We start from the raw sequence: 19,951 nt of genomic DNA on the forward strand, positions 1-19,951 counted from the left end.
CTCCTATATATCTAAAATCTCTAATATCTCATCAACACTTTTAGCATTTTCAAGTTTTTCTCTAAACTCTTCACTCATAATCTTTCGTGACAACTTTGCTAGAATTTTTAAATGCTGGTCTCCTGCCTCTTTGTCTGAAACCGCAATTAAGAAAATATACTTTGCACTCTCGTCTTCACTCCACTTAACTTCATTTTTAAGTCTCGCAAAGGCCAATGCTGCTGTCTTCACTGACTCGCATTTTCCATGAGGTATTGCAAAATTAAAACCTATACTTGTTGGGAACGTCTCTTCTCTTTCATTTACTTGTGCTAAAAAACCATTATAATCAATAAGTCTATCTTGGCCTTCAATAATTCTAGCCAGTTTTTCAATAGCATCATTTTTATTTTCAGCATCTAGGTCCATTAATATCATTTGTTTTGTAATTAAGTTATTCATTTTTAATTCCTCCATTCAAAAATATATCTAGCACTTGCAATTTATCATTTGATTCCATGATTTTATCTATTAACTTTTCATTATCTAATATAGAATAGAATTTTCTATAAAATTCTTTTGTAAAAGTATAGTCAATGAACTTAAGAGCCAATATGATAACAAGTTTTACCTTTTCATCATCCAAAATAATAGCATCTTTCAATCTAACAATACATATTTTTGATTTTTCCACAAACTCCTGAGATGAATGCGGTATTGCAATTCCTTTCCCGATTACAGTAGATGATTTATTTTCTCTTTCTAGTGCATTTTCACAAAATCCATTTTTAACGTATCCTTTTTCTTCCATAATTTTACCATAGTGATTAATTATATCTGTGAGGTTATGCCTTTGGTCATCCATAAAACATAATTTCTCATCTAGCACACCAGTTATACTACTTCCAGGATTTTTTTCGTCATAGACTTCTCTATTACTTCTTGAATCTAATCTTTCAAGTGCATTTTGTATTTTTAATACATCAGCTACTCCTAGCATTGCGCTCACATAAACAAATTTTGGGCTATTAAGCACTCCTGGTATAGTTGATATAATAATATCTGCCTTGCTAATAATTTCTTTCTTAAGTGAATACAGTGGAATCACTGCAATAATGTCTATTTCATGAAATCTTTTTTCTAGTTTAATAGATATTAATTGTGAAGTTCCTACGCCACTTGAACATACAACTATGGCTTTTATTCTTTTACTTAACCTTGAAACTCCCACCGCAAGATGCATTGCAATGTATCCAACCTCATCTTCATTTATGGAAATGCCTAGTTTCTTCTCAAAAATACTGCTACACGCCCATGCAGCGCCAAAGATGCTTGTATATTCATTCTTTATGGTATCCAATATGGGGTTTCTTAATTTCAGTCCATACTTTAGACGAACCGTTGTAGGTCTTAAGTGTAACACCAATGCTGTGAGTAGTAATTTATCTTTCGATAAATCAACCTCTAGCACATCACCTGCAAGACATACTATTTCTTTTGCTGTATCTACATATTCTTCATTTTGCGTATCTAATAAAATATCACAATTATTTGGATCTAAGTCTTCTTGAATTTTCGCACCTAACATGTGTAATGCTATATAACCTATTTCATCTTGCGAAAAAGTTAAATGAAAGGTCTCACTTAATCTTTCTACAACCCAATCGGCTACTTGCAATTCATATTTTCCTGTTAAAGACTTAAAGAATTCTTCCACCATTTTTATTTCTTTTTCGTTTTTTACTCTTTCTATTGCAATAGCTATATGAATTATCAAATTTATAAAGGCTTGGTCAGTAAAATAATATTGAAGTTTTTCTTCTGCTTGAAGAATAATTTCCTGTATTTTATATAAATCAATACGAGGAAACATAAGTCTTATTTTTTTGTAGTTAACAATATCAACTCTATAATCCAACTTATCCGATTCATTTTCTAGAATAACATCTTTATTTATCTTGCTTTCTGAAAATAAATCCATCATTGCTCGTCTATACTCATTTTCATTTCCTTCAATCCAAAGACCTTGATTCTGTTTTCGTCTCAAATGAAGCCCTCTTTCCTCTAACCAATTCTGAGTATAGGTAAGATCATTTACTATGGTACTCTTACTACAATACAAATCCTCTGCAAGAAGCTGAAGCGTATAAGTATACTTGCTTTTTAGTAATGTTCTTAATATGTAACTTTGTCTGTATTGTGGTGAAAATTCTTCTTCACTTACATTTTTAAGCATAATATCATTTCGTAATAAAGTTCTTGCTTCATTCGAAACATCTAGATATACACCTAAATTAGGTTTAATTACAAGTGACATATCATTATCTTTTAATTCTTCTTTCAGTATTTTAAGATAATTTCTAACACTCTTCCCCGACATAGAAATTTTCTCTGCTAAATTTGCTACAGTTACAGGCTCTTTATTCTGGGCTAACAATAAAAGAATTTGTTTTTTGACATCTTCCTTACCTTTAATTTTCATCACTCCCAAAAACGCTTTGTAATCGTTTTACTATTTGTTCTATGTTTATCATATCATTTAATTAAACTTCAATCTATATAGTAATATGCACTTTTTCTTCCACAATGATGCGGAAATTATATATATTAATTTACTTCAATTTTAGATCAGTTGTACATTGTTTTCTTCAAGTTCCCTACAGATCTCTTCATCTGGCATTTCATCTACAACAATCGCATCTACATCATAAATATTCGCAAATTTATAAGTTCCATCATATTGAAACTTCCTACTTTCCATAACTAAATAAACTTTTTTTCCAGAGTGAATAATAGCTTTTTTTGTATTACCATCCTCCATATCAAAAGTTGTAACACTTTTATCAAACATATTCAAACCACAACTGCCTATAAATGCCCTATTAACCTTGTGCCTTAATATAATTTCTATAGTCGTGGACCCTACAAATCCATTTAATTCTTTATTATATACTCCACCAGTAGCTATTACATCTACATGTTCACAATTTGAAAAACATCTAATAATATCTATCATATTAGTTATAACTATGAGTTTTTTATTGCCTCTTGCAATTTTCTCTGCAATTAATATATTTGTGGATGATATATCTAAAAAAATAGTTTCTCCTGACTTTATAAGTTCAAAAGCCTTTTCTACAATTTTTAATTTACCCTCTAAATTAGTATTCTTTCTAATTGAAATATCATAATGCGGAGCAGCCTTCCTATTTAATACGCCTCCCCCATACGTTCTTTGAAGAATCCCTCGCTTTTCTAAAGCTTTTAAATCTTTTCTTATACAGTCCTCTGTTACTTTGAACCTTTTGCTAAGCTCCTTTACCACTACCTTTGAATTTTCATTAAGTAACCCAATAATCTTTTCCACTCTTTCCTCAGCAAACAAAATATAACCACCTTACCCTATATAATGATTTTTTAATCATTTAGTATAAACTTATCTATTACATGAGCAACACCATTTTCCTCATTTGATAAAGTAACATAATCTGCAATTTCTTTAATTTCTGGAAATGCATTTTCCATTGCCACCCCAAGCCCAGCATACTCAATCATTTGTCTATCATTTCCTGAATCTCCAATACAAATGATTTCATGAGACTTTATTCCTAATTCCTCCGCAAGTTTTTCTATGCCTGATCTTTTATTTACACTCTTCTTCATAACTTCCACATTAAACGGTGTTACTTTAGAAACAGTAAATTTTTCTAAAAATTCAATTGGTAGTTTAGAAATATCCTTGAATAAATTTTTATTATAGCCTTCTTTAGACCCAATACTAGTATCTTCTATTATAATACTTGGAAATAATCCTCCCAATTCTTCTGCTATACTTAAATCCTCATTTATCAGCATAATCTTTGATATTAAAGTGTCTTTGTTTAGAGATTCAAAATTCATAATTTGCAAAGGTAAATTATTTGCAATAGAATCTATTCTACTAAAATAATTGTTAGAGTGTATTAAAATACTTTCATTAGAGTACATATTTAAATCTATATCAAGCTGTTTCACTAAATTAAACACATATGCAATTTCTTCGTGATTAAGATGATTTGATTGAATAATTTTATTTTTTGTATTATTCATAACTATTGCCCCACTGCACACCACGCAATATTCATCATTACTTATTAAGTTCAATTCTTCCAAATAATTTTCTATACCCTGAATTGTACGTCCCGAAGCAATTACAATTTTAACTCCAAGCTGTTTTGCCTTTTGAATTGCTAATATATTTTGTTTAGAAATTTTCTGATTTTCATTTAAAAGCGTTCCGTCCATATCTAACACTAGTAACTTATACAAGTGAACTACCCCCTATTGTTGCAAAAATTCTTTTAAAACCCCTACAATTAAATTATGTTCTGTTATTTGATCTATTCCAGAAGAAGAAATCGTACCTACTACCCCAACATTTTTAATTATTATTGGAAATGCACCTCCATGGGGAGAATATTCATCCGATGAAACAAAGTACTTTTCTTCAATTGTTTTTTCTATGAGTTTAAGTTTTGTTCCTATGCATAATGAACTAGTATGAAACCTATTAACTACTCTGTTTTTTCTAATAATCCAAGCATCATTATCAGGCGATGTTCCCTCAAAAGCATAATGAAATAATTGATGACCACTTCTTGTAATATCAATTACTATTGCGTAATTTTCTTTTTTTGCTTTTTCAATCATCTTCATACCAATTTTTAGTGCTGTTTCATTTGTAAATTCTGTGAATTGTAGCAGCTCCTCGTGTACCTTTAGCTCTTTTAGCATTTTTTCATAATCTTCCATATTGCTTCTCTCCTCATATCTTTATTATTATAATTTTTATAAAATTTATTATTTAAGTATTGAATTTTCTCCATTTTCATTATACAATAAGACAAAACAATAAACAATGATAACAAACGATAAGAACTTGTATATTATTTAAAAAGGAGGTAGTCACTTTGACATTTGATAGAATTCAATTACTTAAAAGTGCTCTCTTTGAAAACAAAAGAGAGGTGTCTCTTGAAAGAGCTCTTCTATATACAGAAAGCTACAAAAGGACTGAAGGCGAACCATCAATTATTAGGCGGGCAAAAGCAACCGCTCATATACTAGGTAATGCCAAAATTTCTATAAGAGATGAAGAACTTATAATTGGTAATAGAACACCAAAGCCTAGGAGCGGAATTATTTCTCCTGAAATGGACCCCTACTGGATTAATGATGAACTTGAAACAATCGATCATAGACAACAAGATAAGTTTTTTATATCCGAGGAAGATAAGAGGGTTTATAGAGAAGTACTTTATCCCTTCTGGTCTGGTAGATCCTTAAAGGACTTTATAAATAAAAAGCTTACACCTGAAGTTCGCGTTCCTATGGACTTAGATATTTTTAAACTCAATCAAACTGATAAAGGTCAAGGACATATAATTCCAAACTTCGAGAAATTATTAAATCAAGGTCTGGGTCAGATAACGCGTGACGCCTTAGTCTTATCTGAAAAGAACCCTCACAATGATTTCTATAAAGCTTCCACAATAACTCTTGAAGCATCGACATCACATATTTTAAGATATGCAGCTTTAGCAAAATCAAGTGCTAAGGTGGAGCTAAATAAAAGACGACAGGCTGAGTTGCTTGAGATTGCTAGGATTGCAACAAAAGTTTCCGTAGAAAAGCCTTCTAATTTCTATGAAGCCTGTCAACTATTATGGTATTTATGTGTGATACTACAATACGAATCCAATGCTAGTTCCTTGTCACTGGGTGGTTTTGATAAGTATATGTATCCCTTTTATGAAAATGACCTTAAAAGCGGAATATCTCCTGAAAGTTTAAGGGAAATATTAACTTGTTTATGGATTAAAACCAATGACGTAGTTTTAATTAGAAGTAGCAATAGTGCAAGATACTTCGCTGGTTTCCCAACTGGATATACTATAACCCTTGGAGGGCTTACAGAAAGTGGTCGCTCTGCAGTTAACGCGCTATCTTATCTCGCTCTAGATACCTATCAAGATATTAGGCTTCCCCAACCAAATTTAGGTGTACGTGTAAATGAACTTATAGAGCCAGGTTTCTTAAAGAAAACTGCTAAAACTGTGCGCCTTGGTACAGGAATACCTCAAATTTTTAACGATGAAGTAATAGTGCCCGGATTTTTAAACAGAGGTGTCAGTTTAGAGGATGCAAGAGACTATTCTGTAGTTGGCTGCGTTGAACTTTCACTTCCTGGAAAAACTTATGGACTACATGATATTGCACTTTTCAATTTGTTGAAGATAATGGAAATTTCATTAAAGGAAAGTGGAAACAATGAGGCTATAACATTCGATGAAATAATTGAAAACATAAAACAAAAAATCGATAAGTATGTGGGACTTATGGTAATTGGCTCAAATATTGTAGATACATCCCATAAAGATTTTGCACCTGTTCCACTTCTTTCATGTTTCATTGATAATTGTCTAGAGACTGGAAAGGATATAACTTATGGTGGTGCAAAATATAATTTTTCCGGTGTTCAAGGTATTGGCATAGCAAATTTAAGTGATTCACTTTATGCTTTAAAAAAGATTGTCTTTGAAGAAAAAAGAATTTCTTTAAGTGGTCTAATCAAAGCTTTAGATTGTAATTTTGAGGGCGTAGAGCATGAAAAACTTAGAGTTCGCCTTATTAATAAGTATGATAAATTTGGAAATGACAATGATGAAGTAGATAATCTTAGTTCAGATATTCTTAGATATTACTCAAAAGCTGTGGAAAAGCATGCGACTCCTAGAGGTGGTACCTTTACCCCCGGGTCTTATACAGTATCAGCTCATATTCCCCTTGGAAAATCGGTGGGTGCTACCCCTGATGGGCGTAAGTCTGGTGAACAACTTGCAGATGGTGGCTTGTCTCCTATGGTAGGTCGAGATGTTCTTGGTCCTACTGCTGTGCTAAAAAGCGTAAGCAAATTAGATAACTACTTAACAACCAATGGCAGCCTTTTAAATGTTAAGTTTAGTCCTAAAACCCTAGAGGGAGATGAGGGAATTCATAAATTATGTGATTTTCTATATGGTTTTATGAAACTTAAAATACAGCATATACAATTCAATGTAGTTTCAGTTGAAACACTAAAAAGTGCTCAGGCTAGTCCAAACGATTATAAGGGCCTAGTTATAAGAGTAGCAGGTTACAGTGCTTTTTTTATAGAGCTAAGCCGTGAAATCCAAGATGATATCATTAAAAGAACTGAACATAATTTATAGGAAGTGATTAGGTGAAAGCATTAATATTAAATATTCAAAGATATTCCTTGCATGATGGCGATGGAATTAGAACGATTGTATTTTTTAAGGGATGTCCTATGAAATGTCCTTGGTGTAGCAACCCCGAATCTCAAAGCTTTGAACCTCAAACAGTGAAAATGAAAAGTAAATGTATCCATTGCAAGCACTGCACTTTTGATGTAGATGAATGCCCAACAGGTGCAATTACGCAGTTTGGCACGTATATGACCGTAGAAGATGTTGTTACAGAAGTTCAAAAGGATATGGTTTTCTACCGTACATCGAGTGGCGGGGTGACCCTTTCAGGTGGAGAAGTTTTATCTCAGAGCGCCTTTGCAACAGAACTCCTTAAGCAGCTGAAAAGTTTAGGTATAAATACTGCAATCGAAACTAGTGGTCAAGGGAATACACAAAGCCTTATTAAACTAGCAGCTTATTGTGATTTAATATTATTTGATCTTAAAATAATGAATAAAGAAAACTCTAAACTAATACTTGGAGCAGATATTAATCTAATAAAAAACAATATTAAAATCTTAACTGAAATGCATAAAAAGGTTATACCTAGAGTTCCACTAATACCAGGGTATACCACAGATGATGAAAATATAAAAGAGATAATTATCTTTGTTAAAAGTTTAAACCTTGAAGAAATTCACATTCTTCCTTTTCATCAGTATGGAAGCAATAAATATAAATTGTTAAATGTAGATTACAAGCTTAAAGATATAGACCCTCCAACTCCTCAGATCGTAGAAATGATAGCAGATGAAATGAGAAATAATGGTCTTAAAGTGGTTATTGGTGGTTTGTAATTATATATTAGTTACCTATTAGTTAATTAAAATATAAGATGAGGTGTTAAAATGAAAAAAATATTATTAACAGGTGGAACTGGTTTTTTTTGTACTCGATTTACTGAAAAATATAAAAACACATATGAAATTCTCTCAGCAAGTTCATCCTTACTTGATATTACTGATGAAAAAAAAGTAAATGAAATTTTGAAAAACTTTAATCCTGACTATGTTATTCATGCAGCAGCCAAAGCAAGTACGGAATTTTGTGACAAAAATCCAGACCTTGCATACAAAATTAATGTTACCGGAGCAATAAATGTTGCTAAGGCTTGCAAGAAAGTACATTCGAAAATGATATTTCTTAGCACTGAGCAGGTTTTTAATGGCAATATTGAAAGCGGCCCATATACAGAAGAATCTACTCCTTGTCCTGATACAATGTATGGTAAAAACAAACTTGAAGCTGAAGACTTATTAAAAGAAGTGTTAGATGAGCTTTGGATTGTAAGATTTACTTGGCTTTTCGGTGTTCCGGAGCGAAATTGTGGTATGTCCCCTAATATACTTTGGGGCACCTTGACTGATATTTTACAGGGCAAAAAAGCATTGGTTACAACAAACGAGTATAGAGGCCTAACTTATGTTCATGAAGTTATAGACCAATTTCCAATGATATTTGAAATTCCTTATGGTACCTACCATGTAGGAAGTCATAATAGTTTAAGCCGCTATGATATATGCTCTTTAATATTTAAAGAAGTTGGATTAGAACATAGAATAAATGAACTACTAGAGGCCGACTTAGAAAAATATAAAGAACATACTAGAGATATAAGATTATGTACTGATAAAATTAAAAGCTATGGTCTAGAGTTTTCAGAGTCAACAGATGGAATTAAAAAATGCTTAAAAGAATTTAAAATAAAATTATAAAATAAGGGAGATATAATTATGTTATATATAATTGATACCGCTAATTTAGAGGCTATAGAAAGAGCTTACAACTTGTACCCTATGGCTGGTGTTACTACTAATCCAACAATCATTTCCAAAGAAAATAAAAGCTTTTTAGATATTTTAAAGGGGATCAGAAAAATTATAGGTAATGAGTCAATGCTTCATGTTCAAGCTGTTAGTTTAACTGCTGAAAAAATGGTGGAAGAAGCTGAGTATTTAAATAGCACAATCGGAGGAAATCTTTATATTAAGATTCCAGTTATACCTGAAGGAATAAAAGCAATGAAAATACTTAAACAAAAAGGTATAAAAACGACCGCTACTGCAATTTTCACTGCTCAGCAAGCTCTTATGGCAGCTGTGGCTGGAGCTTCCTTTGTTGCTCCTTATGTTAATAGAATAGATAATATTAGTGGTGATGGGGTCTCGGTTGTGGCTCAAATAGTTCAATTATTTGAGCAATATGGTATAGATGCTAAAGTCTTAGCTGCTTCTTTTAAAAACGTTCAGCAAGTCCACAATGTTGCTCTTGTAGGCGGGCACTCTGTAACTGTAAATCCAGAGATATTAGATGCAATGCTAGCTCATCCTCTTACTGACTGGAGCATTAACCAATTTGTAAATGACTGGGAAAGTGTATATGGCATAGGGAAAACAACCTTAGATGTAAAATAGTACTTTATTATATCATATACATATTAGTCGCAATATGTATATGATATAATAAGTATATAGTTGCAATAGTGGGGTGGTTGAGAATGAAATTACGACGAAATCAAATCTTTGTACTAGCAATAGCTTTCGTATTTATATCCTTCGGTATTGCACAATCAATTTTTAATTTTGATATAAGCAGGAAATTTATTGATAATATATCTTTTGTGCTGATAATGATTGCTGCTGGTTTATTACTTATAGGTCGCAAGAAAAAATAATCTATTAAAAAAACTAACTTGTAGAAATACAGGTTAGTTTTTTTATTAATTGTTAATAATTGTTATATTCACTTGCCATAAAGTAGCATTTTGTGATAAAATTAATATAATTTTCAAATTATTTGAATTCATATGGGGGCTATGTAGGATGAATACTTTATTCCAAAATAGAAGAAAAATAATAGGCGTTTTAATTAATTCTTTTGATGGTTTCTACCAGACACCTCTTTGTGAGGGAATAAAAAAAGTTGCTGAAGAAAGAGATTTTGATGTGCTTTTTTTTGCGGGTGCAGCTCTTAATTCTCCTAATAGAGATGAAGCAAGTCAGAATGTTATTTACGATTTAGTTAACACGGATAAACTGGATGGATTAATTATATGCCCAGGATTATTGCTTAATTATATTGGAATTGATAAATTTAATGAATTTTTAGAACCCTTTAGAACTATACCTATTGTTAGTATTGGAATCGATATTAATGATATTCCTAGCATAATTTTTGATAACAGAGAATGTATGCATCTAATGGTTAATCATTTAATTGAACATCATAATTATACTGAAATAGCATTTATAACAGGTACTTCTTTAAATGCTGAATCAGTTATGAGGTTAGATGGATACAAAGATGCTTTAAAAGAACATAACATACCTATTGATAGTGCGCTTATTGTTGAAGGAGATTTTCATGAATTATCAGCAGTTAGAGCTATAGATGAGCTTATGATAAATAGGAATAAACGCCCACAGGTTATTGCGGTTTCAAATGATGAAATGGCAATCGAAGTGTTTTATCGTTTAAAAAAAATGGAAATTGAAGTAGGAAGAGATATAGCATTAACTGGGTTCGATAATATTGAATCTGTAAAATCCTTCTCTCCTTCTTTTACTACTATTGAGCAGCCTATTTTTGAAATGGCATCCCTTGCGGCCAAATACATAGACACCATTTTAGATGGTGAGTCGGTACCAGAGTGTACTTCTTTAAACGGCAAGTTAATAATACGCGAATCCTGTGGTTGCTACAATATTATAAAAAATAAGCCCCCCTTCACACTATCCTCTAGTTTAAGTACAGATACTTTTTATAATAGTGAATGCATTGATCTTGAAAATCACTTAACTAAAAAGCAATCTTCCCTCGTCAATTTAATACTAACTGAGCTCTCAATACCTACAACTCAGATGTTAGACAACACAACAAAAATTATTGATTTATCAAATGCATTTATGAAAGATATAAAAGCTAAAAAAATAGATGGGGATTTTTTAGAGGAGTTTAAAGATGTTCTATTTGATTCATATACTATAAAGAAACACAATTATCCATGGAATGAGACACTTTATGCTGTTCGTAACTTCACGCTTACTGTTATAAAACATCATGAGGTTTTAAGAGTAGCCGAACAAATCTTTTATTTGGCTAGCATTTTAATAGGTGATATTTTTAATAAAAGAGAATCCATAAAACATTTTAATTTCAAAAGAATGTATATAGGAACACGCGATATAATGAGCGATTTTAATACTATAGCAAATCTTGAGGAATTAACTAAAGTTATTATATCTGCTATGTCCTGGTACGAAATTAAACAATGCTATTTATGCATTTATGATAATCCTGTGACTACTTTGTTTAATAAAAATTTTAAATTACCAGCTAAGGTTAATTTAATTTTAGGATACAATGAAGGCCTCCTTGCTAAAACTCAGTGTTTAGATACACAAGACATACTACCTGACCAGTTTATGTATAAGGGAAAAAGAAATGAGCTAATATTCTTTCCACTAGTTACAGGTAAATACTATTTCGGATATATTGCCTTTGACATGAATGCATTTGATGAATTTGTTTATGAAACCTTTAGAGCGCAGATTAGTAATACACTAAAGATTCAAATGTTATTTAATGAGCGCATAAAAGCTGAAGAACAATTGAATTTAGCTGTTATAGAACTGGAAAAAAGGAATGGTGAATTAAGAAACAATTATGTAATTGATGAATTAACAGGTATCTTCAATAGAAGAGGATTTTATATGCACGGTGGAAGTCTTTATAAGTCAGCTTCTATAACTGGTGGTAAAGCTGTTATGTGTTTTGGCGACCTGGATGGATTAAAGATAATCAATGATACTTATGGTCATAAAGAAGGTGACGGCGCTATTTTAACGGCAGCACTTATAATTAAGGAGTCCTTTGGACCAGATGATATAGTAGCTCGTATTGGTGGAGATGAATTTTTAATAATTGCAGCAAATAAGTCCACTAAAGATGAAATTAATAAAATTTCAAACAATATTAAATATAATTTTGATAAATATAATTCCATTTCTAAAAAACCATATAAGTTATCTATTAGTTTAGGATTTTCAGTTTATACTCCTACCGCAAAACTTAGCTTTGACCAATTAATTCAAGGTGCGGACAAGGAACTTTACAATCAAAAAAAGGGTGCCATCCATTTGGCACGTGGCACGTTGCAAAGCGTACATACTTTAAACACTGATACTTAATAATAGTTCTTGAGTAATAATTTATTGGCTTGTCTATTTTAAGACAAGCCAATTTTATCCTCAATATTGTCTAACATAGCATTTCTTAAGTAAATGCTTACTTCTTCTTAAATCTCGTTTGCACCCCTCTTTTAACCATATCAAAAAAACTTAGCGAATTAACCATATGAGCTGGATCAACATATTCTCGAATAGCTCGAAGTACTTTCTTTGGTTCTTTGGAAGAAAAAGTATAGGTGCCATTTTTCTTAGTTTTGATCGCATATCGTGGAATCCACTTTCCTTTTAGCAATATGGACGCAATGACACTGTCAACCTCTTCCCACGGAATTTGAATAAATTTATGAGAATCACGAGAATTATAAAACTCAAAACCTTTGTCTCCGATCATTATTTTCCCATAATCTGCAAAACCTGTAAAAGCAGTTGCATCAATTACTAGATCCACCTTTGTATTCAGTGATTGAACCATATGATCTACCTCTTTTCTATTTATACTTGTTACTATAGTATATAATATACATTCTTAAAATTAAACATTTACATAGAAGGTAATAAAAAAAACCCAGGCCCAAAAGCCCAGGTTTATTTAAAAATATTACATTAAACCGATTAAGTGGAAAATAATTCCGATTGCGAACAATCCAAAAATAATTGCAATTGGAGATACTTTCTTCTTAAGCAACCACATACAAAATAATGTAAGTAATAATCCTGCAAGTCCAGGAATTAATGAATCCAAGTTGTTTTGAAGTGTAGTAACCTTTTCAGCAGTTAATGACAAACCACCTGATTGTTGCAATAGAGCTTCTTTAATACCGTCCGCCCCAGCAGGAAGTTTGCTCCATTCGATGAAGGCACCTTCTGCTAACTTAACAGTAGATACTATCGGTGTAAATACAACAGATACCCACCTGTTAACTAATGCTCCTAAAATGAACATACCAAGGATGGATGCTCCTTTTGTAATATCTTGTAGTAAACCACCTGATACATCTTCGGTAATACGAGAGCCCGCTTTGTAACCAAACTCTTGTGTATACCACATAAATGACATACGGATGATATTCCAAGCGAAGAAAAAGATAATTGGTCCAAGTATGTTACCACTTATAGCAAGTGCACCAGCTAATGCCCCTAAAATTGGTCTAACAGTAAACCAGAAAACTGGATCTCCTACGCCCGCTAAAGGGCCCATCATACCAACTTTAACACCTTGAATAGTTATGTCATCGATTGGCAAACCATTTGCACGGTCTTCTTCTAATGCTAATGTTACACCAATAACTGGTGAAGCCACATATGGATGAGTGTTAAAGAACTCCAAGTGACGTTTAAGTGCAGCTTTACGATCTTCTTTAGTCTTATATAATTTTTTGATTGCTGGTATTAATGAGTATGCCCAACCACCGTTTTGCATTCTTTCATAGTTCCAAGAACCTTGAAGAAAAAATGAACGGAACCAAACAGAAATACGATCTTTTCTCGTTAGTTTTATTTTATTTGCCATTTTCGTGTTCTCCCCCTTTCTTAGTAAGTGTCAATAATATCGCCTAATGGATCACCCATATTTGAACTTCCACCATTACCTGAGCCACCTTGTTTAGTAAGCGCTAAGTAAATAAGTGCCACGCACACACCGATTGTACCTAGTCCAATAAGTGTAATTTGAGTAATTGTTGCTAATACAAAACCGATTGCAAAGAATGGCCATACTTCTTTTGTAGCCATCATGTTGATTACCATTGCATAACCTACAGCTACGACCATTCCACCACCGATTGCGAGTCCACCTGTTAACCAAGTAGGCATAGCTTCAAGTAAATCACGAATCGGACCAGCACCAATTGCTAAAATTAAACCTGCTGGAATTGCTATACGTACACCCTGCATACAAATAGCAATAATTTGCCACATTTCAATTTTTTTGAAATCTCCTTGTTCAGCAGCTGCATCCATGAAATGTACAATCACAGTAGCAAGCGTACGAACAATAATTGTTAATAATAACCCTGCAACTGCTAGCGGAACTGCAATAGCGATAGCTGCAGGAACTCCTGCTGTTCCTTGTCCACCAAGAACTAGAATAATTGCTGATGCAACAGATGCAAGCGCTGCATCAGGTGCTACGGCAGCACCGATATTTGCCCAACCTAAAGCAATCATTTGAAGAGTACCACCTAATATTAAGGCTGGTAATAAGTTACCTGTAACTAAGCCAATTAACGTACAAGCAATTACTGGTTGGTGGAATTGAAATTGATCCAAGATACCTTCCATACCAGCAAGAAATGCTACGATAATGACTAATATTATTTGTATAATATTTAAATCCATGGTTATTAATCCTCCTTTTCCATTTAAATAGTTAAATTATTTTAGTCTATTTAATTCCTCTTGGGCTTTTTTAAGTATTTCGTCCATATTTCCTTTTGAATCATTTGGAACTTTACGAACATCAAAAGTAAGTCCAGCTTGTTTAAGTTTACCAAAGGTATCAATATTTTCTTGACTAAAGGCAAGTACTTTGTTTGTTTGAACTTTACCCAGAGAATGGGCCATAGAGCCAACATTAATTGTCTTAAGTGGTACTCCACCTTCTACTGCTCTAAGTACATCTTCTGGATTTTCAAAAAGAAGCAATGCACGTTGTCCGCCAAAAGATTTATCATTTTTTGCCAGTTTAATCATTTGATTAACTGGAATAACATGAGCTTTAACCCCTGGAGGAGCAGCTTGCGTGATAAGTTTACTACGAAGCTCATCTTTAGCTACTGCATCTGATACGACAATAATTCTTGTAGGTAGCACATCTTTTGACCAAGCAGTCGCTATTTGTCCATGAAGCAGACGAGAGTCAATACGAGCTAAAACATATTCGAATGATCCAGGTTTACCTGCACTCGCACCGGTCGCTTTAGAAGAGTTACCAATATCTTCTGGTTCTAATTCTTCTGGCTTAACTTTAACCCCTTCTTTAGCTGGTTTTAAGATATAAGCCGCAATTTCCTGTGCGGATTCCATAGAAGAACGTGAAGCATAAGCTTCAATTACCATTGGTAGATTCATACCAGCTACAATTGCCCATTTATCCTTATGTTCTTCAAATAGACTATTCGCTTGGTTGAATGGTGTACCGCCCCAAAGATCAACTAAGAGTAAAACCTCATCTTGGTTGTCAAAGGATGCAATTGCGTCTTTCATTTTTGCTTTAAGATCATCAGGGCCTTCACTAGGCATCAACGTAACAGCTTGCACGTTTTCTTGTTCTCCGAAAATCATCGCACCAGATTGCAAGATGCCTTTAGCAAATTCTCCGTGACTAGCAAGAATAATTCCTACCATATTTTATACCCCCTATTTTTTTATTTGCTACAGTAAAATTTATGTAAAAGTTTTGAAAAACCTGTAACCAAAATTAATAATTATGATATATTTCAATTAATTTACGAATTGTAATAGCACTGGATTTAACTCCAGTTGTAGATTCTTGTTTTAATATTTTTTATAGCACATGATAAGCAATGACAGCGATTACAACTAAAGCCCTTTTAATTTATATAGGCAATTATCGTCCAAAAACACACGCAAACTATAATAAAATGTTTATATCACAATATAGTGCCTTTTATAGTCTTGTCATTAAATCTATTTTTGAATCAGAAGAAATTTTTCTTATTTCTAGTTCAATGCCCTTTTCACTTAATTTTTTGAAAGCTTCAATATCTGTATCATCTACCGATACTACATGAGTTATTTGTTTCTTTCCTTCTTTAAATGACATACCACCAATATTTACACTCTTTATGGCTACTCCACCCTCAACCATTCTTAGAACATCAGTTGGATTAGTGAATAGAAATAGCACTCTATCGTCTTGGTGTTTTGGATTAAAATATGCTCTTATTGCTTCATCAATTCCTACAACATTTGATTTAATTCCTGGAGGTGCAACTTGCTCTAAAAGTGTCTTTCTAATTAAGTCCTTTTTTACATCATCATTACATACAAGTATTCTTTGACATTTTGTGTGTTTCGACCAAATCGTTGCTACTTGACCATGTATTAATCTGTCATCAATTCTTGCTAACACTATATTCAATGAACAATCCTCCTCATCTGCAATTTCACCTAAGTTGCCACACTTAATATATAGCAATTGTCGTGCCAAAACAGTGTATTGATATATTAAATCATCTGCTAGGTCGCTGCATATTAACTACTTCATAAGGATATTTATACTCCCACTGAAGTTTTATTTCTTTTTAATTATTAATATTTTTCTATATTGATACACTTGTTCTATAGTTTCAATACTAATTTTAATTTTCACTGATGAAAAAAGTGTATAAAAAGAGAAGTGTATCAATATATTGTCTAATATTGAAGGATGAATAGGATTACTTCACAATAATCCGCATTATTCCTCAAGTTCCTTGTATTGATCTGTAAAAATATCGCAAATATAATATATTTCGTCCTCTGTCAGGCTAATATTAAGTACTTCTTTAAACCTGAAAGTAGCTTTCTCTACATATTTCAAAACCGTACCATCCACCTCACTCTTACCTCCACTATAGATAAATGTTTCCTTTATAACCATTCTCTCTAAAGCACAAGCCGTATGAATCATTAATTTGATCTTAAATGGGTTGCTAAAATCCTTACACATTTCTTTTTCTAATACACTTATAAAATCCATTAATACACTAATGATCTTATATGGATTTAAAAACGTTAAAAACTCATTTAAGCTGTCTTCACAAAGTTCTTTAACCACTATATTTTCTTCTTTTATATCTGTAGGTATATTATTCTTCTTAATTATGTTAATTATACGTTTTTCTCCATCGCCACCAATAAGCTTTTCTATTGATATAAATGGTGCACCTATCTTAGGGTCCATAATCCCTACTGTTGCTATAATAGTGTATTGGTTCATTAAATCCTTTAACTCAGCTTTAATATTCATTACGCCTATTGGTATAATAATTATTTCATCTCTTGTTATATTAACTACAATATTATTAACTAATTCTTCGAGTTTTTTTGCTGTACCTTCACCTGTGGAACAAATGGTTATTATAGCTCTACTCTTTTGCTGCACTAAGTCTCTTGAATCTTTACTATAAGTGCTATATCCCTTAAAGTCTTTTAAAGAATCATATAAGGAATCTAAATCCATATCAAGCATATTGGCCTTTCTAACTGCCTCAATTACTAATGGTGTCGAAGCCATATCAACAGTTTTAACTCTTACACCTGTTTTTTTAGTTATAATAGAATCAAAACTTGTTAGAGATCCCATATCCACAAGTAAAAGTACTCCACGTCCCATTTCAATTTTACTTACCATTTCTACTATATCATTCAGTACTCTTTGCGGGCTTACATCAAGTGGCATATCTATGCTTTCGACAACCCCTTCACTTAAGAGTTTTTTAGCCACATTAACCATAGAACTTGCAGTACTACTACCATGTAGAGCCACAATTACAGCTACTCTTTGATTGTTTTGTTCTTCCTGTACTGAATTAATCAGAAATGTTAAGTAAATTACTTCCATATCAGGAACTACGATATTATATTTTTTCTCAATAAGCTGTTTTATTTTAAGCGATATTTTAAATTCTTGAGATTTGTCATTAATCGTATTTTTTATATTTGTATATTGTAGGCTTTGTACATTCTGTATTCTTTTTAAAAATGCACTGATATGAAGGCTAAAAGCATACAGAAATCTTTCATTAAAACTCTTTTTTAACTCTACTTCTACAAGAGCTTTAACCTCTTCTGCAAATTGAAGTGTATCTTCATCTACTAACTTCAATATTTTCCCTCTATCCTGAGCCGCATTTTTACTCTTTTTATAAAAACTTTTAAGATGAATATTGATATCTGTTGTTATAAATTTTTTTATATATTCATCATCCGCACCCTCATCTTTTAAAATAGCGGCCTTATCTTCGATTATTTTATATAAATTGAAGGTTGGCTCAGAAGAATCCTCTTCTATGAGAACTTTATGTCCCTGTGGCATCACCACCATCTGATTGTCAAAGTACTGAGATAGCTCTTCTATTTCTATTTTTTTGCTACTCAATGAGAATAGACCATTTTTTATATCTGGTGGTAAAGATTTAAAATCTATCTCAATGAAATCTTTATTATTTATGCTATTTAAAAATCCAGTGGCACAGACTAGTTGTATATTGGATTTCATCTGACCAATATTTCCATAGGAAGCACTTCCAATAATCGCCTTTATAGCTTCTCCCTCTACCTTTATTGGTTTATTTACTCTATGAGCTTCATTTGCTAAGAGAAATTTAACTATATCTAATTTATCCTTACCAGATCTTTCTTCTAAAGTAGGGAGTGATATAACTATAGGAATCCTTCTAACAAAGGTTTTTAAAAGTGAAGAAGCAGGATCTTCTGTTGTTGCTCCTATTATAAGTACTGTAGATTTTCTGTTTCTTTCTGTTTCACCCAGTTTATTATACGTCCCTGTATCTATAAAATAAAATATCATCTCTTGCCCTTCAGGAGGCAGCCTATGAATTTCATCAAGGAATAATATTCCCCCATTAGCCTTAGCTACAAGGCCTTCTTTTTCTACATCTGCTCCTGTAAATGCACCTTTAACATGCCCAAATATGTGCGATAAAAGAAGCTGAGGATTATTATAATAGTCTGCACAATTAAATAGTACAAATGGAGCCTTACTATCTAATTTCCTAGCATAAATTGCATATTTATACATCATATTAGAAAATAGTGTTTTCCCAACTCCTGTAGGCCCCACTATAAGTGTGTTAAGTCCATTAGGTGGATAAAGTACTGCAGCCTTAGCTTGCTCAATGTGAGTTCTTAGACTGGTATTATACCCTATAAGACTATCAAAAGGACTTTTTTCTGCCTCTTCAGTATTCTCTTCAGCAAAAAATTCTTGAATACTTTCTAGAACTAGTGGACCAGGGTTTAACTTATATTGTAAAAGTTTCTCTGTAATTTCTTTATCTAAGAATAGTACCGGTCTACCTTTTATCTTTATTATCTTATCTGCTCTAAGTAGCTTGTTTAACTCAAGGCTTACATTGTTCCTCATCATAGATAGCCCATTTGCTATTTCTTCTGTACTAAACCCTATACCTAATTTAATATCATTTAAAATGAACTGTCTAGAATGTTCAACAATATATGTATGTATCTTCTCAATTCTTTTTATATCTTTCACCTCAGTTATTATAAATTATTTTTTTCTGATTTGGATGATTTATAACAAATACACTCATCTACTATGATACTCTTTTATCAATACACTATACAATAGTGTATTAATAAAAATTTTTACCTTTCATTACTTACAGATGTTATTTTATTAACGAAAATAAAAACCGCTAAGTCTAAACTTAGCGGTTTTTATATTACCTAGCGACAACCTACTCTCCCACAAGGTCACCCTTGCAGTACCATTGGCGCATTGAAGCT

17 protein-coding genes are annotated in these 19,951 nt (G+C 32.3%); 6 read left to right on the plus strand and 11 right to left on the minus strand.

Annotated elements, in window-relative coordinates; genetic code table 11:
• Nucleotides 1–3: 3 nt before the first annotated feature.
• From ACJAX4_RS03000 to ACJAX4_RS03020, 5 genes are all read right to left on the minus strand, one after another.
• Nucleotides 4–441 (minus strand): PTS sugar transporter subunit IIA, encoded by a 438-nt coding sequence (locus ACJAX4_RS03000; protein WP_435787969.1) that lies wholly within the window; start codon nt 439–441, stop codon nt 4–6.
• Entirely contained in the window at nt 434–2,461 is a 2,028-nt protein-coding gene (locus ACJAX4_RS03005; protein ID WP_435787970.1) for a BglG family transcription antiterminator, read from the minus strand. Before ACJAX4_RS03005 ends, ACJAX4_RS03000 begins: the two co-directional genes overlap by 8 nt.
• Nucleotides 2,462–2,602: 141 nt before the next feature.
• Nucleotides 2,603–3,364, minus strand: a complete 762-nt coding sequence (locus ACJAX4_RS03010; protein ID WP_435787971.1) for a DeoR/GlpR family DNA-binding transcription regulator — start codon at nt 3,362–3,364, stop codon at nt 2,603–2,605.
• 32 nt (nt 3,365–3,396) lie between these two features.
• Nucleotides 3,397–4,287 (minus strand): Cof-type HAD-IIB family hydrolase, encoded by an 891-nt coding sequence (locus ACJAX4_RS03015; protein ID WP_435787972.1) that lies wholly within the window; start codon nt 4,285–4,287, stop codon nt 3,397–3,399.
• Between the two features lie 12 nt (nt 4,288–4,299).
• Complete coding sequence (locus ACJAX4_RS03020; RefSeq protein ID WP_435787973.1) at nt 4,300–4,770, minus strand: heme-degrading domain-containing protein; 471 nt, start codon at nt 4,768–4,770, stop codon at nt 4,300–4,302.
• A gap of 158 nt (nt 4,771–4,928) precedes the next feature.
• Between ACJAX4_RS03020 and ACJAX4_RS03025 the strand changes: the two genes are divergently transcribed.
• The 6 genes from ACJAX4_RS03025 (at nt 4,929) to ACJAX4_RS03050 (ending at nt 12,457) form a co-directional block, all read left to right on the plus strand.
• Entirely contained in the window at nt 4,929–7,229 is a 2,301-nt protein-coding gene (locus ACJAX4_RS03025) for a formate C-acetyltransferase (RefSeq protein ID WP_435787974.1), read from the plus strand.
• Nucleotides 7,230–7,240: 11 nt separating this feature from the next.
• Entirely contained in the window at nt 7,241–8,065 is an 825-nt protein-coding gene (locus ACJAX4_RS03030; protein ID WP_435787975.1) for a [formate-C-acetyltransferase]-activating enzyme, read from the plus strand.
• 51 nt (nt 8,066–8,116) lie between these two features.
• A complete protein-coding gene (locus ACJAX4_RS03035; protein WP_435787976.1) occupies nt 8,117–8,983 on the plus strand; it encodes an SDR family oxidoreductase in 867 nt (288 codons plus the stop codon).
• Nucleotides 8,984–9,001: 18 nt separating this feature from the next.
• Entirely contained in the window at nt 9,002–9,682 is a 681-nt protein-coding gene (locus ACJAX4_RS03040) for a fructose-6-phosphate aldolase (RefSeq protein ID WP_435787977.1), read from the plus strand.
• Nucleotides 9,683–9,765: 83 nt separating this feature from the next.
• Complete coding sequence (locus tag ACJAX4_RS03045) at nt 9,766–9,942, plus strand: hypothetical protein (protein WP_435787978.1); 177 nt, start codon at nt 9,766–9,768, stop codon at nt 9,940–9,942.
• Nucleotides 9,943–10,090: 148 nt separating this feature from the next.
• Nucleotides 10,091–12,457: a GGDEF domain-containing protein gene (locus ACJAX4_RS03050; protein ID WP_435787979.1), complete on the plus strand. Its 2,367-nt coding sequence runs from the start codon at nt 10,091–10,093 to the stop codon at nt 12,455–12,457.
• A gap of 97 nt (nt 12,458–12,554) precedes the next feature.
• On the opposite strand, the gene ACJAX4_RS03055 is transcribed toward ACJAX4_RS03050, so the two are convergent.
• The 6 genes from ACJAX4_RS03055 to ACJAX4_RS03080 form a co-directional block, all read right to left on the minus strand.
• Nucleotides 12,555–12,929: a DUF956 family protein gene (locus tag ACJAX4_RS03055; protein WP_435787980.1), complete on the minus strand. Its 375-nt coding sequence runs from the start codon at nt 12,927–12,929 to the stop codon at nt 12,555–12,557.
• A gap of 126 nt (nt 12,930–13,055) precedes the next feature.
• Nucleotides 13,056–13,967 carry a PTS system mannose/fructose/sorbose family transporter subunit IID gene (locus ACJAX4_RS03060; RefSeq protein ID WP_435787981.1) on the minus strand — a complete coding sequence of 304 codons (912 nt, stop codon included), beginning with the start codon at nt 13,965–13,967 and terminating at the stop codon, nt 13,056–13,058.
• Between the two features lie 20 nt (nt 13,968–13,987).
• Nucleotides 13,988–14,794 carry a PTS mannose/fructose/sorbose transporter subunit IIC gene (locus tag ACJAX4_RS03065; protein WP_435787982.1) on the minus strand — a complete coding sequence of 269 codons (807 nt, stop codon included), beginning with the start codon at nt 14,792–14,794 and terminating at the stop codon, nt 13,988–13,990.
• A gap of 36 nt (nt 14,795–14,830) precedes the next feature.
• Nucleotides 14,831–15,802: a mannose/fructose/sorbose PTS transporter subunit IIA gene (locus tag ACJAX4_RS03070; protein WP_435787983.1), complete on the minus strand. Its 972-nt coding sequence runs from the start codon at nt 15,800–15,802 to the stop codon at nt 14,831–14,833.
• 283 nt (nt 15,803–16,085) lie between these two features.
• Nucleotides 16,086–16,559, minus strand: coding sequence for a mannose/fructose/sorbose PTS transporter subunit IIB (locus ACJAX4_RS03075; protein WP_435787984.1), 474 nt, complete (start codon nt 16,557–16,559; stop codon nt 16,086–16,088).
• Between the two features lie 318 nt (nt 16,560–16,877).
• On the minus strand, nt 16,878–19,697 hold the full coding sequence (locus ACJAX4_RS03080) for a sigma 54-interacting transcriptional regulator (protein WP_435787985.1): 2,820 nt from the start codon (nt 19,695–19,697) through the stop codon (nt 16,878–16,880).
• Nucleotides 19,698–19,951: the final 254 nt, after the last annotated feature.

The sequence above is a fragment of the Clostridium sp. genome (assembly GCF_051278035.1).
Classification (GTDB): Bacteria; Bacillota; Clostridia; order Clostridiales; family Clostridiaceae; genus Clostridium_AD.

Coding starts and splice junctions, on each gene's coding strand:
- ACJAX4_RS03000 (WP_435787969.1), bottom strand. CDS start 441: ATGAATAACTTAATTACAAAACAAATGATATTAATGGACCTAGATGCT.
- ACJAX4_RS03005 (WP_435787970.1), bottom strand. CDS start 2,461: ATGAAAATTAAAGGTAAGGAAGATGTCAAAAAACAAATTCTTTTATTG.
- ACJAX4_RS03020 (WP_435787973.1), bottom strand. CDS start 4,770: ATGGAAGATTATGAAAAAATGCTAAAAGAGCTAAAGGTACACGAGGAG.
- ACJAX4_RS03035 (WP_435787976.1), top strand. CDS start 8,117: ATGAAAAAAATATTATTAACAGGTGGAACTGGTTTTTTTTGTACTCGA.
- ACJAX4_RS03040 (WP_435787977.1), top strand. CDS start 9,002: ATGTTATATATAATTGATACCGCTAATTTAGAGGCTATAGAAAGAGCT.
- ACJAX4_RS03045 (WP_435787978.1), top strand. CDS start 9,766: ATGAAATTACGACGAAATCAAATCTTTGTACTAGCAATAGCTTTCGTA.
- ACJAX4_RS03050 (WP_435787979.1), top strand. CDS start 10,091: ATGAATACTTTATTCCAAAATAGAAGAAAAATAATAGGCGTTTTAATT.
- ACJAX4_RS03055 (WP_435787980.1), bottom strand. CDS start 12,929: ATGGTTCAATCACTGAATACAAAGGTGGATCTAGTAATTGATGCAACT.
- ACJAX4_RS03060 (WP_435787981.1), bottom strand. CDS start 13,967: ATGGCAAATAAAATAAAACTAACGAGAAAAGATCGTATTTCTGTTTGG.
- ACJAX4_RS03065 (WP_435787982.1), bottom strand. CDS start 14,794: ATGGATTTAAATATTATACAAATAATATTAGTCATTATCGTAGCATTT.
- ACJAX4_RS03070 (WP_435787983.1), bottom strand. CDS start 15,802: ATGGTAGGAATTATTCTTGCTAGTCACGGAGAATTTGCTAAAGGCATC.